The 14,738-nt window shown below is 40.9% G+C and carries 13 protein-coding genes; 2 read left to right on the top strand and 11 right to left on the bottom strand.

Features of this window, described 5'->3' with window-relative positions:
- Positions 1-73: 73 nt before the first annotated feature.
- The 5 genes from GNF10_RS15860 to GNF10_RS15880 all read right to left on the bottom strand — a co-directional run bounded on the left by GNF10_RS15860 (position 74) and on the right by GNF10_RS15880 (position 6,818).
- Complete coding sequence (locus tag GNF10_RS15860) at positions 74-2,092, bottom strand: HEAT repeat domain-containing protein (RefSeq protein WP_185580255.1); 2,019 nt, start codon at positions 2,090-2,092, stop codon at positions 74-76.
- A 611-nt stretch (positions 2,093-2,703) separates the two neighbouring features.
- Positions 2,704-3,042: a hypothetical protein gene (locus GNF10_RS15865; RefSeq protein ID WP_114081426.1), complete on the bottom strand. Its 339-nt coding sequence runs from the start codon at positions 3,040-3,042 to the stop codon at positions 2,704-2,706.
- Between the two features lie 235 nt (positions 3,043-3,277).
- Complete coding sequence (locus GNF10_RS15870) at positions 3,278-5,803, bottom strand: sigma 54-interacting transcriptional regulator (protein WP_185580256.1); 2,526 nt, start codon at positions 5,801-5,803, stop codon at positions 3,278-3,280.
- 88 nt (positions 5,804-5,891) lie between these two features.
- The gene (locus GNF10_RS15875) at positions 5,892-6,335 is read right to left on the bottom strand and encodes a hypothetical protein (protein ID WP_185591979.1); all 444 of its coding nucleotides are present in this window, start codon (positions 6,333-6,335) and stop codon (positions 5,892-5,894) included.
- A 9-nt stretch (positions 6,336-6,344) separates the two neighbouring features.
- Positions 6,345-6,818 carry a hypothetical protein gene (locus GNF10_RS15880; protein WP_185591978.1) on the bottom strand — a complete coding sequence of 158 codons (474 nt, stop codon included), beginning with the start codon at positions 6,816-6,818 and terminating at the stop codon, positions 6,345-6,347.
- 39 nt (positions 6,819-6,857) lie between these two features.
- On the opposite strand from GNF10_RS15880, the gene GNF10_RS15885 reads away from it, so the two are divergent.
- Complete coding sequence (locus tag GNF10_RS15885; protein WP_185582292.1) at positions 6,858-7,493, top strand: transaldolase family protein; 636 nt, start codon at positions 6,858-6,860, stop codon at positions 7,491-7,493.
- Positions 7,494-7,682: 189 nt separating this feature from the next.
- Here the strand turns inward: GNF10_RS15885 and GNF10_RS15890 are convergent, their stop codons facing one another.
- Positions 7,683-9,881: a CHASE2 domain-containing protein gene (locus tag GNF10_RS15890; RefSeq protein WP_185582291.1), complete on the bottom strand. Its 2,199-nt coding sequence runs from the start codon at positions 9,879-9,881 to the stop codon at positions 7,683-7,685.
- A gap of 249 nt (positions 9,882-10,130) precedes the next feature.
- The gene (locus tag GNF10_RS15895) at positions 10,131-10,415 is read right to left on the bottom strand and encodes a hypothetical protein (RefSeq protein WP_185582290.1); all 285 of its coding nucleotides are present in this window, start codon (positions 10,413-10,415) and stop codon (positions 10,131-10,133) included.
- A gap of 175 nt (positions 10,416-10,590) precedes the next feature.
- Here GNF10_RS15895 and GNF10_RS15900 point away from each other — a divergent pair, with 175 nt between their 5' ends.
- A complete protein-coding gene (locus GNF10_RS15900; RefSeq protein ID WP_185582289.1) occupies positions 10,591-10,818 on the top strand; it encodes a helix-turn-helix transcriptional regulator in 228 nt (75 codons plus the stop codon).
- Here the strand turns inward: GNF10_RS15900 and GNF10_RS15905 are convergent.
- From GNF10_RS15905 to GNF10_RS15920, 4 genes are all read right to left on the bottom strand, one after another.
- Positions 10,801-11,007 carry a hypothetical protein gene (locus GNF10_RS15905; protein ID WP_185591981.1) on the bottom strand — a complete coding sequence of 69 codons (207 nt, stop codon included), beginning with the start codon at positions 11,005-11,007 and terminating at the stop codon, positions 10,801-10,803. The genes GNF10_RS15900 and GNF10_RS15905 overlap by 18 nt on opposite strands.
- A gap of 174 nt (positions 11,008-11,181) precedes the next feature.
- Positions 11,182-12,270, bottom strand: coding sequence for a sulfonate ABC transporter substrate-binding protein (locus GNF10_RS15910; RefSeq protein ID WP_185582288.1), 1,089 nt, complete (start codon positions 12,268-12,270; stop codon positions 11,182-11,184).
- 246 nt (positions 12,271-12,516) lie between these two features.
- Complete coding sequence (locus GNF10_RS15915) at positions 12,517-13,611, bottom strand: aliphatic sulfonate ABC transporter substrate-binding protein (protein ID WP_185582287.1); 1,095 nt, start codon at positions 13,609-13,611, stop codon at positions 12,517-12,519.
- A gap of 289 nt (positions 13,612-13,900) precedes the next feature.
- On the bottom strand, positions 13,901-14,722 hold the full coding sequence (locus tag GNF10_RS15920) for a class I SAM-dependent methyltransferase (protein ID WP_185582286.1): 822 nt from the start codon (positions 14,720-14,722) through the stop codon (positions 13,901-13,903).
- Positions 14,723-14,738: the final 16 nt, after the last annotated feature.

A 14,738-nucleotide genomic window follows, 5' to 3' on the forward strand; every position in this document is an offset into this window, starting at 1 on the left:
AAATTATATTTTCACTTACAAGCATTGTTAATTGATTCTTGATCTGGCTTAAATACGACTTTTTCAGCAAGCCCTACCTACTCTTCAGATTAACTATTACTGATTCCAGCGAATCAGCTTCTTTGTATCTAGCATTTTTGAGGTTTTTGTAATGAGTTCCTAGGATGAGAATATCTTGGGGTTGCCAAGAAACTTTTGTCGCAACTATAGCAATTTGCTTTGCTAAGTCTTTCTGTAATAGTGCAAAATCTCGGCTCGATTCCCAGGCTTGGGCAAATATTTTGAGAGTTTTATCACCTTGGTCGTGGCTTAATTGAGCAGGAATCGTTTTAGTCTCAGGAAAACCCAGCCATGTAAGCAGTGTTTTGACTTCATCAGTATCGCCACCAAGTAAATATGTCAAAAATCGCAACTGTACAATCTCTGATTCTGATTGACCTTGATCATAGATGCCATCCAGAATTACAACAATATTATTCAGCTTGAGTTGTTCTATCTTTCCCAACGTCTGTGCTGCAAGGGAACGAACTGATTGGTCAACGGATTTATCCTTGAGAATGTCGAGGATGTCTTTAACGTAGGGTTGGAGAGCCTCCCCCAGTTTCCCCAATACCACTGCTGCACTGTAACGAAAATTTGACTTAACGGATTTATCCTTGAGGATATCAGCGATGTCTTTGACGTAGGGTTTGGCTACCTTCCCCAGATTGCCTAATGCCTCTGCTGCACTGGAACGAAAATATTGGTCAACAGTTTTATCCTTGAGGATATCAGCGATGTCTTCAACGTAGGGTTTGGCTACTTCCCCCAGATTTCCTAATGCCACTACTGCACTGGAACGAATAGAAGTGCTAACAGTTTTATCCTTGAGGATGTCAGCGAGATTTTTGACGTAGGGTTTGGCTACCTCTCCCAGATTTCCTAATGCCACTGCTGCACTTATACGAACATATTGGTCAACAGATTTATCCTTGAGGATATCAGCGATATCTTTGACGTAGGGTTTGGCTACTTCCCCCAGATTTCCCAATGCCACTGCTGCACCGGAGCGAACAGAAGTGTTAACAGTTTTATCTTTGAGGATGTCAGCGAGATTTTTGGCGTAGGGTTTGGCTACTTCCCCCAGATTTCCCAATGCCACTGCTGCACCGTTACGAACAAGTTGGTCAACGGATTTATCCTTGAGGATATCAGCGATGTCTTTAACGTAGGGTTTCGCAGCCTTCCCCAGTTTTCCCAATGCCACTGCTGCATTGTAACGAAGATTTGAGTTAACGGATTTATCCTTGAGGGTGTCAGCGAGATTTTTGACGTAGGGTTTGGCTGCCTCCCCCAAATTTCCCAATGCCTCTGCTGTAGCGGAACGAACATCCTGGTCAACAGATTTATCCTTGAGGATGTCAGCCATGACTTTAACGTAGGGTTTAGCACCATCCCCCAGTTTTCCCAATGCCACTGCTGCGCCGTAACGAACAAATTTGTCAACGGATTTATCCTTGAGGATGTCAGCTATGTCTTTAACGTAGGGTTTGGCTACCTCCCCCAGATTTCCCAATGCCTCAACTGCACGGTAAGCAAGATTTGAGTGAACGGATTTATCCTTTAGGAAGTTAGCGATGTTTTTGACGTAGGGTTTGGCTACCTCACCCAGATTTCCCAATGCCACTGCTGCACTTATACGAACAGATTGGTCAACGGATTTATCCTTGAGGATGTCGAGGATATCTTTGACGTAGGGTTTGGCAGCCTCCCCTAAATTTCTTAATGCAAAAGCTGCACTTATACGAACAGATTGGTCAACGGATTTATCTTTCAGGAGTTTGGCAGCTTTCTGTGCAATATCCTCTGGTTTTTTCCCTAGGGATTTTGAATCTTTCAGATCATATTCACCTAAATTATAAAAAGCGAGTTGCTTGACGCGGTCATATCCATCATCAAGGGCAGCAACAATACCGTTAATTTGCCACGCTTCTGGCTTTGGCTTAGGCGGTTCTTTGGCGCTTACCCAAGGTAGGGCAAAAAGGAGTGACAACAACAGGATAAATGGAAAAAGGAAAAAGGGCGATCGCCTTTTAATTATGTGCAGATGCATTTGTATAATTCGTAACTCGTAATTTCTTTAGTAATAAAGGCTGTTTCTGCCCTTTCCTTGGTAGGGAAAAAGAAAGGAGTTAGTTTTTTTACTAGTAAATCAGGAACCGCTACAGTTATCTTTTTACGGTCTGATAAATCAACCTAGCCAGAAATAGAATATTAATGTAAATACTACAGGAATTTAAAAAGATACGCCCAAAGTATAATAATGAGCCTCCTTGAGCGGTGGTGCTTAGGCGTAGCCCGTCGTAGACATCGCCTATTCAAACCACTGCACGAGATAATAACAATACCTCGTTCAATTGTTAGCGAGCGTGAATGTCCTTTGATAACCTCTGCAAACTGCTGTCCGAAAAACATCCTGCTACCTTTGCCAGTTGGGTTTTGGGTACACCACAAACAAGCGTTTGGTACATTAGACGTAGGAGTGAAAATGACGTAAGCACAATTTATGAATTATGCCTACCGAGAATTTCGGATAACGCATAATTAATTTCACTCCTATGTCTATTAGATAAATTTTTCCATTTGAGCCAATGTTCTGATAGCGTTAAGGGAAAAAATAGTTTCAGAAGAACGAAAGCGAGTTGAGCTTGTCAGATTGCCATATTAGAGTTCAATTAGCTTGAAGCCCCAAGGTTTGAGAGCCGCTAAAGCTATTTCTTCACTTACACCTTCATAAGCCTCCCATTCCAATGGGTGTTCTTTGGGATGTCCGTCGCCGACATTACCTGCAACTTTAATTATTGGACAGTTGGCGATGCGATCGCGCTCTAGCCCTTTTGGAACTACTAGTTGGACTTTGTGACCAATAAACTTCGCTGTACTTTCTTCAGCAATCGATTCACGGATTAAACAAATATCACCAGCTGTCCCCCAAGTAGTTTGGTAGATGTGGAGGAATGATATATAAGGTGCTGGTTTGATGGATCTTTTTAGAACATGCATTATCTGTAATCCTTACACTATGAATCAAAAATCATAAATCATATAAGTATTTTCTATCACGTTCGTAGGGAAGAAGAATGTTTTTAACTCACTTTTTGCATCTAGTCTAAGTGATTAGAGACTTCTTGGTGAAATATAGTCGTTTTCTAGTCAGAATACAGACCTAACCCCCTCCCCTTCCCTTGTAGGGAAGGGGAGTAAGATCAGAGTGGAATGGCATACAAAGGAGACATCGCTAGAACACGATAATTGCCCACAAACTAGCTCCCAAAGCGATCGCTGTTAAATGTTGCCAAAGGAGCGATCGCACTGGTTGCTTGGCAATTTTTTGCGTTAATAACATAGTCATCAACACTGAAAAAATTATCGTTGTACCTTGCAAAAAGGCAATCACAGCCGGGTGAGCAACCAATATTGGTAATTGTTCACCACTCAAACCAAGGGTAGCAAAGGTAACAGGTAGAATCCGCCCGCCTTCGCCTAAGCCCAAGCGCAAATAGTGAGCCAAGTTTCCACCCAAAACCAATGGTAAATAGCCATAAGCAAGTTCTACAAATGATTTTGGCTTTCGGTTAAAGTTCAACAATTTCAGCAAACGATAAACCCCAAAGGTGAAAATCGCTGGGATAATTAACACTAACAGCGATAATCCCAAATGCTGCCAAAACTGAGTTAAATCCAGTTGTAATCCCAACCAATATTGCAATTCTGGTAAGCGATGCAGATATATCCCACCCAACAGCAAAAACAATAATGCTACTTCATAGGTGCGGGGTACATGAGTTGTCCACAATTCAATTCCAGGGGGACGCAAGTTGAATTCAACGGAACGATGGGGACAAGCTTTCAGGCAAGTCATACACAGTACGCAATCTCTGTTATCTTCTAACTGCGCGGGGTGGGAGTATAAAGGACATCCATTAGTTTCCATCCCTTCGCCCTTTTGCGGCCCACCTTTATAGCACTGATACGTCGTGCAACTGGCAGAACATATTCCTTGCTGGGCGCGGAGTTCCGTCATTGAGAGTTTGGCAAATAAACCATTCATCCCACCAATGGGGCAGAGATATCGACACCAAAACCGCCGCTCAAAAATAGCCGAGAAAATCATCGCCCCGGCGGTAATTAACAGCAGCAAACAAGCGCTAAGGTAAGCGGTATTTTCTAAATGCCAGAGTTCTTCCCATAAGAAAATTAGGGTGAATAAACCAAACATGAACCATCCGCCCCACTTCTCAGCTTGCTGTCTCGGCCAGCGTTTGAGTTGTCGAGGCCATAGCCAGAGAGATAACTTTTGGGTAATTTCGCCGTAAATCATGAAGGGACAAACAGAACACCAGATACGTCCCAAAAAGGGAAAGAGAAATAAGAAGAAAGGCCACCACCAAGCCCAAAATAGATTTAATACGAAATTGCGATCGCGGGTTTGTGGCCCAATAAATAATATTGCAACGATGATTGCAAAAGCCGTTGCAGTAAAACCATAGTTAATGCGATCGGGCCACCAAGGACTACGTAAAAACCGCCGCAAACTAGGATAGGCATTTAACAGATTTACCCGAAATCGTTTTTTCTTCGCTTCGGCTGGCCAGAAAATTTCTTCTGTTAATTCATCAGTACCCTCAGCTTGGACGATCGCTCTTTCAACCAGGTTTTTCAATTCCTTGAGGTTTCCAGGAAAATCATAAGACTGGAGGCGACGCAAAGCTTCTGGGGTAATATGCGGTTTCGGAACGCCTCTAGAACGAATGTAGAGACTAGTATAATATTCAACCTGTGCCTGAATATCTGCTTTCCGCACCCTTAGCGGTGGTACTTTAATAATATGACCAACGGAACGTTCAATTGTCGGTTGAGTTTTTTCTGAAACAATCAGAATGCGTGCTTTACTGGGACGAGGTTGGGCTGCTGCTTCTCCAGAACGACTGACGGGGGTATACATACCAGTTTTGAGCAACTGCGTCACGGGAGGTAATAATTCTTCGGGTAGTTCTTGAATGTTATTGAGAACTAAAGTACCTTCTCCCAACCATTCCAACAGTCCTGCTTTACCGCCAGCGCGACCAAATAAGTCTGCGCCGCTAGTTTGCAGAATACCGCAATTTACTTTAATGATTGGTTCTCGCCGTTTTGGAGAACCAAAGTGGATAAGTGCTGCTATATTGTCTTTTTCTAACCCTGGTTCACCGAAAATATCTACTGATTTGCGGTCAGCAGCAGCTTCTCGAATTTGCTCCCGCAATCTCACAGCATAGCGACTTGTACCGACAATTCCGCGTTGGGCTTTGGTAACTAAATATGGCCGCAAAGCTACAGAACGTTCTTGTTCATAGCCAAGTGCAGATGTTACCTGAGCTAATTCTTGAACCAATTGGCGGGAAAAAGCCTGAGCAATTTCGGGATATTGAGTGACTAAAGCCCGAAATTTAGCAGCAGGTACAACCCACAAATGACATTCAGTTACGGTAGTAATTGTCAATGGAGTTAATTCTTCCAACAGCAATTCTTTGAGGTGAATCACTGCACCAGGGAGGAACCCACAAGCTAAGGCTGGATTAGTTTCATTGGTAGTATTGCTGTCTAGTTGACCTTTTACGAGAATATAAAGGGCTTCTGGAGGAGTGCCTTCGCTAACTAAGTCAGTTTCGGCACTTACAACTTGTTCTTCAATTACTTGTGCGATCGCATTTAACACTTCAGGCGATAGAATTCCTAAACTGGTGCGTTCTTGTAGCCATATAACCGTTTCTGGAGATGTCATTCTAAGTTCTCCGTGTAGGCTGTTATGTATAACAAGGATTAATTATCCCTTGAAAGCTGGTTCAAGAATTCATAATTTAGAACGAAGTTCAGATTGGACTACACTTTACCTTTTCCCTTAATTTCTCCAGTAAGTTCCAAGACCTGTTTTCATTCTCAGAGATAAACAGAGGAAGCCAGTAGACTGCTTTCTCTATCAACCTATTACTATCATTATTTAAATCTTCAATTAATTTTACTACTGACTTAAATCCCAGTTTAGGAATTGCAAAATCTAACCATAATTTAATAGATTGAGCATTGGATTCTAAAACTCCATAGCTAAACATTTTTGTGACATAATCTCTTGTATGCAAGACTTTCTTTGCTATTACAATAGTAACCAGGCTTTTTTGGTCAATCATGCTCTTGATAATTTCATATACTGCAACTTCCGGTATTGATTTCAGATAATCTAAAATTACCTTTTCTTCCTGAGAAGTTAAGGATCTATAAGTACTAGTCTGTATTAATTCTTGAACACGATCATTCATAAGTTATTGTCAAAATCCATAAGGTATGAAAAGGTTTAATGGCAAACCAGCGTTACCTGCTGAATTAGCTGATGGTTTATAGTGACCAGAAGCATTATTCCAATATTTAATTTGACCTTTATTATTTTTATTATGACCAAAGCGAATTTGACCTGCAAAGGCAACGTTGTTACCTCTTGCAATATCAATATGACTTCCGAAACTAAATTTTTGCCTTGCTATATATATCTGGCCTCTCTGTACTACAAAGTTATACTCCCCATTAGGTGTAAACACTTTTTTGTGAGGTGTTTTATATCTCCACTTCTTGCCATCAAAGAAAAGTTCATTACGTCGAATATAACTAGGAATATCTTCGGGATATAGATTCGCAAAATATTCTGCTCCTGAACTACTTCCTGATGGCAGTCCTGAATCAATAGTATGCCAAGGGCTAGCAAATAGTGCAGAATATTTTGGTACGTAAGAAAGTCTAAGTTGCACATCTGATAAATTAATTTTAACAATCGATTCAGGAAAATTATGGCACTATATCTAGACTCAGCGATCGCATCTGAAGCCGAAGTTGTTAAGCTTTGGGGATGGGTGAAAGGCATTACAACCAATCCCACGCTGTTGTCTCAAAGCGATACTCCACCAGAAACCACGCTCAAAAATTTGGTTGCCTTGACTTCTGGCCCTTTATACTATCAACTTGTGGCATCTGATAAAGCTGGGATGCTAGCTGAAGGTAGAAAAGCTTTCGAGATTATTGGTTCACAAACAATTTTGAAGATTCCCGCAACACCGTTAGGTTTTGAAGTGGTGGCGAGTCTATCACCAGAAATCACCTGTTCGGTGACAGCAATTTACAGTGCAGCACAAGCAGCAGTAGCACGAGAGGCGGGAGCGAAAATTGCCATAGCTTATGTAAATCGGGCTACGCGGTTGTTAGGTGACGGTATTGCCTTGGTGCGGGATATGGCTAGCGTCCTCAAAGGCAGTGATACGGAAATTTTGGCAGCTAGTATCAAATCTTCCGAAGAAGCAGCCGCCTCATTGCAAGCCGGGGCCCATCATTTGACTTTACCATTGGCAATGTTGCAAGCGATCGCAACTCATGAATTTTCACAGAAAACGGTTGAAGAATTCGCTAAAGGAGGCATTGGTTTAAAATAATTCGTAATTCGTAATTCGTAATTCGTAATTAAATATGAGTTTGTCAGATATCCCTAATCTCTGGGTTCCTCTAACGCTTTTAGGTTTAATTATTGTCGCTGCTGTATTTTTTAGTCGCAGTAATTGATTACTAAGGCATTACAAAAGTTATGTTAGGTAAAGTAAGAGAGTCTTCTGCAATCCATCGGGCTACATACGTTTTAAATCTTGTAAAACTGCGGCGGCTGATTGATAGCGATCGCTAAAATGATAGCAAACCATTTTATCTAAAATGACCGCCAATTCTTCCCTGACTGGCACTGTATGCCGCCACATCACATTCCCCGTTTCTGGATCTGGGTGGAGTTCTTGCGGTGGTATTCCAGTTATGGCTTGAATTCCAATCATTCCTAAAGCGTAAATGTCACTACATAGACGGGGATGACCTGCAAATTGTTCTGGAGGTGCATAACCCCGTGTCCCAATGGCTACTGTGGCTAATTCTGTTTGGTCGCTAGTTGGCGGTTGCATCAATTTGACTGCACCAAAATCAATCAATACCAGCCGATTATCTTGAGCGCATCTAATAATATTAGTTGGTTTGATATCACGATGAATCACTCGATGCTGATGAACAAATTCTAGAACTTCTAAAACTTGTTGGAACATCTCTATGACAAATGATTCGCTTTGTACATCCTGAACAGGTGGTAATTCTTCACTTAAAGTATGTCCTTCGATATATTGTTGAATTAAATAGAATTCTTGGTCATCTTCAAAATAAGCAAGTAGTTCAGGAATCTGATGATGTTTACCCAAAGATCCTAATATTTCAGCTTCACTATGAAACAACCTGCGAGCAACTTGCAAAAATCGTGTATCTTGACGGGCTGGCATTAACTTTTTAACTACACAAGTAGGATTACCCGGTCGTTGAGTATCCTGTGCTAAATAAGTGCGACCAAATCCGCCTGCACCAAGAACTTGAGAAATTTTGTAGCGTCCACCCAACAGCAAATTACCTGATTTTATTTCTGGTGAATCAACTGGGAGAGGAAAATCAAGAGATGAATCGGGAATTGCTGTTTTGTCTTCTAAAAGTACATTTAATTGTGCGATCGCTTCTTGTTGTTTTTCAACTTGCAGAATAATCACCTGAGTTTGTCGCTGATTTTGGTAGCTAGTATAAGCGATCGCACAAATACTACTAACAACCAAAGTAAGAGCAGAGGGAATTAAAGGCACCCATCCAGCTTGCAAAAACAAACCAACGCAGATTCCTACTAATCCAAGTAGAGTTGTCCCTCCTACCACTAGCAACAGCAACGGATTTTGCCATCGCCATACGATAATTCCACCTAAAAGCGACCAGCCCCACATCCAAATAAGTTCCGCCCAGTCGGGCCAATACCAAATTAGAGGTCGCCCATCCAACACTGTACTGATGAGTTGACTTGCTATCTGTGCATGAATAAACAGAGCAGGCATTCTGGCTGGCTGATCTGGCAAAGTGCTGTAGGGTGTATAAAATCCACTTGGAGGTAAATTAGCCGCAGTAGTCCCGATAATTACAAGACGGTCTTTGAATAAACTGGAGTTAACTTGACCACTGAGGACTTGCGTGAGGGTTACTTGATCGGCAAAACTGTTGGGATGACGGTAATTTAATAATATTTGATAGCCATCTGTATCCAGATGTTGATAGCTACCGGAATTAGGTTGTAAACGCGGGAATAGGCTTTTACCTAACTGCAATTCTCCTTTATTAGTAAACTTGTATTCAATACCTTGTTTTTCTAGATAATTAATTGCTATTAGCGCCCCAAATGCAAATGATGTTGTACATTTATTGTCTGTAGAATAAGCAAATAACAAACTACGGCGGAGAATTTGGTCGTTTTCATTGTCAGAAACGACATCGCTAAACCCAACATTATCTATAGGGAAATTAGGCGGTGGTGGAATTTCATCTCTGCCCAAACTGCTGAAGAAACAAGTGCTGACAAGGTTATCTTGATTTTGAAAATTAATTGCCAAATTGTTGTTTTCTGGTTGGAAAAGATATAAACCAACAATTCGCGGTTGATAAGACTCGATTTTTTTTAATAGCTGATTAATTGTCCGATCTGATATAGTCCATTTCTCTCGTTTGAGATCGTCGTCAGTGATTTTTACTAGCAAAATCCGCCGATCGGGTGCTTGTGCTGGACGCGATCGCAACATTTCATCATAAACTCTTAATTCCCAAGGCTGTAACCATTTGAGTTCCCGAATTCCCCAGATAAAGGCGGTGACTCCCACACTGGTAAATAAAATAATCTGCAACCAGCTTTTGTTCTTGGAAGTTTCACGGGAATCCTGAACTTTGATAAAAGGGACACGGAGTTTTTTTAATAGTCCACTAATCACAGCGTTGCGGCAGTAGCCTGAATTGGGTAGATGTTGCAGGCGGAAAAGTTAATTTTTGGACTCTAGGCTAAAAGCTAATTAACCTGAGCTTCTCTATTAATGTAGCAATTTACTTGTTGGTGAGAAACCTTGGCGTATTTCTATTAAAGCAAGCTGACGCGCAGCATCAACTATAGAAATAAACGATGTCTACGGCAGGCTATGACGCTAGTTCGCTCTTATCCTCTCCCATTGAGTCGCGCAATGGCACTAATCATCTGTTTGAGATGTTGGAGTATCTTCAACAGCACTGGCAATAGAGAAAGAAATAGGATTAGTAGATGGTGTTAGTGAATCTAACCGGGGTTGTTCAAGCGATGCTTCGATACTTGGCTCGTCAAAATAGGAACCAACAATCTTATCATAGTTAGAAGCAACAGCTAAAAAAGCGCCACCCAAAATATAGATAGGTAGTGGCAGATTAAATTCTTGCAACCAGTCAAATAATTCCGCCAAGGCAAACAGCACTAAAAAGCAAGCAAGCCAAACTCTCATATTTTCTATTTTCTAGATTGGAACAACTCTATTAATAGCTTAAATAGCTTGCATGATAGTTGATGTAGTACATAACGATCAAATTACAACCTTTATAACCATAGATAGGTGCAGTCAGAGTTATAGCATCTGCTATATTGCAATATCTTGTAAAAAAATAAAATATATTTAGCCTATGACTGCAATCAAACAGCCAAGCATTGCACTGTTGGTTCGTGAGACTCGGCAGTGCCTCAAACTATCACAGGTAAAACTGGCAACGATGTTAGGGGTTTCATTCCACACTGTAAACCGATGGGAAAATGGACGAACACGACCTTCGCCACTCGCTATGAAACAAATTGAAAAGTTATTATACCAGATGGGAGAACCCGGGAAGGCGCTTTTAACGAAATATTTTTAATAATGGCAAATGTAACACCAGTAGCATCATAGATGAAGTACTATTACCCCATTCGTGAGAAATTAATGCCAAGCAAGTACTTTCAGCCCGATTCCACAGGCATCTTGCCAAATCATTAGAGCAAGGTAAATTAATAGAAGCGATCGCTAACTTAGGTGATTTCTGATGAAAAAAATACCTAAACCTCATCTATGTTGAAACCTAGAGTTTTTTAAAAGATATATTGATGTAGGTTGGGTACAGCGATAGCGTAACCCAACATAAAATTTGGTGGTAATGTTGAGTTGCGTTTCACTCTACCCAAACTACAAAACTACGGTTCTCAAGGTAGACGAGGTTTAGGTATCATAATCTGATTAGTTTCTATTTTTCGCTGATCAGTGTTGGTGGAGTAATAGCTGCATATTCTTGGGATGTCAGCAGTGCTTCTTGAACATCAATCTTTTTGGGCAAGATTTTTTCGTTATAAAATAAATCGGCAACATTTTGTTGAGCTTTCATCAATTCTGGGGTAATTCCTTTTAATCGATAATTAGCGCGTCCAGAAATTATTTCTTGAATGGGTAAATCAATTTTAAGTACAGGTGCTATGAGTTTGGCTACTTCTTGACGATTTGCTTCCGCCCATTGACCATTTTTATCAATCTCTTCCAAGATAATCCGAAGTAATTCGGGATTTTCCTTAGCAAACTCTCGTGTTCCTACATAGTATCCGCCTGGTGTACCGATATTTGTCGCATCTCTCAGCACCCGCGCACCGTGGAGTTTTTCTACCAAAGCTAAATGGGGATCGCCAGTTACCCAAACTGGGATAGTACCCTGAATAAATGCACCACGGGCTTCGACATTGGGCATACTTAATACTTGAATATCACTATATTTTAAGCCCACTTCTTCTAAAGCTTTGATGATGAAATAGTGAGAAGCTGAACCTTTTTGAAAGACTACTTTTTGTCCTTTGATTTGCGCTAAACTCTTAATTGGAGAATCTTTGGGAACTACAATTGCACTCCCTTTACCGGAAGTAACAGTAATTCGTCTACCAGCAAGATAGACAATTCTTGCACCAGCAGCTTGGGCAAAAATAGGAGGAGTTTCTCCAACTGAACCGACATCAATTTTGCCGACATTCATCGCTTCCATTAGTTGCGGCCCTTGGGCAAATTGTGCCCACTCAACTTTAACACCCAACGGTTCTAAACGTTTTTCTAAAACTCCTCTCACTCTCACTAAGTCACCAGAGCTCTGATAACCCATTCGTAAAACTTTTGTTTTCAGAGCAATAGTTTTTGTTGCTGCTGGATCTGCTTTTGGTTCGGTTGCACTATTTGTATTCTCACTGGGCGATGTACAACTAATTAATGTGGTAGATAAAGCCAAAAAACCAGGCATTACCAACAATGCAAATTTTCTGATAATTGGTGAAGCTTTTATTACGGTATTGCTCAACATTTCTACGAATCCAAGATAAAATTATCTCTGCTTTCAGGAAAAGATAAACTTTTAAATAATTATATTTAAGCTTTCTAAAGCTAATAATTACCTATTTAGATTTAATAGATAGTTATGTTCTCGCTTGACTGGCATCAAGATCGGTAACTATCGCCCCCAAAGGAGCATCGATAGGACTTATTTTAACTTTTCTCAAAGTCGAGGTAGGCATAATATTCTCCTGTGGTTTAATTTTTTTGGGTATAACTACTTATTAGCTAATACATCTGAAGGAGTAATTTTAGCGTATTCTTCAGGCGTTAAGAAGCCATCTCTAACATTCACCTTTTTCGGGATAAGTCCGAGGCTGTACCACTTATCTGCAACTTCTTGTTGCTTGGTAATAGTTTTCTCAGTAATTGGTAGCAGCCCATAATCATATTTATTGTGCATTATTTCTAGAGTTGGCGGATCTAGCTGAGTTACAGGAGCAAGCAGTTGTGCAACTTCTTTGGGATGATCCTTCGTCCAGATTTCTGACTTTTCTAACTCCTCTAAAAATATTTTGATTACATCAGGATGAGCCTGATAAAATTGGCGCGAAGTTGAGTAAAAATTTCCAGTATCCCGCAATTTATCACCATCTGCCAAAACACGAGCTATTTTATTTTGTACATTTCTGGTACCGAATGGCTCCCAAATATACCAAGCATCCACTTTATTTTGACTGAATGCCGCATTTGCATCTGCCGGGGCTAAAAAAACTGATTGGACATCGCTCAGTTTCAACCCCGCATCTTCTAATGCTTTAACTAATAGATAGTGGCCGATAGAGGCTTTCTGAAAAGCCACTTTTTTACCCTTCAAATCAGTAATACTTTTAATTGAAGAGTTTACAGGAACTAAAAGTGAAATAGCTTTACCACTAGGACGTGTAGTAGCTAGATAAACAAGGGGCGCTCCTGCTGCTTGTGAAAATACAGGAGGCGATTCGGCTGTAGATGCAATATCTAATCCATTTGCATTCAGGGCTTCTAGCTGTTGTGGCCCAGCCGCAAACTCAGCCCACTGCACTTTAAAACCCAGAGGCTCTAATCGCTTTTCTAAGGAACCCTGCTTTTCTAAAACTGCTAAAGCGGAAAGCTGTTTTGAACGTACAATCCGTACTACTTGCTTCTCTGTAGTGCTAGATACGGCCACCGACTCAGGAGAACCTGCTGACTGTTGAGCGTTATTTTTGGCTTCACTACAACTTGATAGGGTCGTCGATAGCATTAAGCAGTAGCCCAAAGCAAATAGCAAAGAACGACGTGTTGTTCTCGGGCTTTTTCTGAATTCAAACTTTCCTTTTAAAGCTGGCATGGGTTGTTTTATTGATTTCCTCTAGGTGGTTAGAAAATGATGATTAATTGCAATATCAAGAACGAAAATGTTTTTTTGAAAACTCCAATCAATAAATGTTTTTATAACTTCAAAAACTTTACTGATGAAATTAGGGAAGAGAGTGGGTATTACCCACCCCGCAACGACTCGAGGAACTGAAACTTTAATAATGAGGTGGCAAACATTTAGGAAGTGGAGTGAGAAAGGCTCACTCCAGTGTCGTGCTAGTGGAAGATTAAAAGTTTTGAGTGAAACTCTGTCTTTTTTGCTAGTGCTTCCAAGCGACTAGGATTGTAGCCTTGAGTTCTTCTGTGAAATGTCCAGATGGCTCAACTGCTAGCAACGCTTCTCTAAGATCCTTTTCAAATGCTGGAGCTTTATCGCCATAGAAAATTTTCAGAGAGAAAGCTGTAGTGTATAAGTAGCCGAGATAGCTATCGACAGTCCAAGATTTTTCAAATAGCACTTCATAGTTTTCTTGACGAGCAAAAGCCGAATTGCCAATTACGACTTCATGGGGAGGATCAACTGGCTTACGAGTCCCTTGTCCTCGTTGTCCAGTCCGCCGTTCTTCACCTAACCATTTTTTTACTACTCCAATAGCAGCTTGTTTCCAAGGTAGATTGCTTTCCCAGGGGTTATCACCAGTCTGAAGCAGTGCTAATCCACCATCATCAGTTAGCAATTCATAAATGCGTTCAAGCACTAGTTCGCGTTCCATCCAATGGAAGGCTCTACCAATAGTAGTTAACTTAAATTTCCCTAAACTAGAGTCGATTAATTCTGCCCCTTGTTCTAACCAAGTAATATTATTTGCTCCGACTGCTGCTGCTTGGCGTTTAGCTTCTGCAATCATTTCTGGATCGGGATCGATCGCAACTACTTCTTCAAATTGGGTTCGTAGGGGAATTGAAATTAATCCTGGGCCAGTACCCAAATCAAGGAGTCGTCCTTGACCATTGAGATTAAATATTTCGGCTAGTTTATCAAATACAATCGGTGGGTATTTGGTTCTATATTGAGCGTAGCCCTCAGCTGCTCCCTCAAATAAACTTGGGTCGTAGGTTGGAAGTGTTTTTAGTTGAGTCATATCAATTTTGGATTTA

Source organism: Nostoc sp. UCD121 (assembly GCF_014222285.1).
GTDB lineage: Bacteria > Cyanobacteriota > Cyanobacteriia > Cyanobacteriales > Nostocaceae > Nostoc.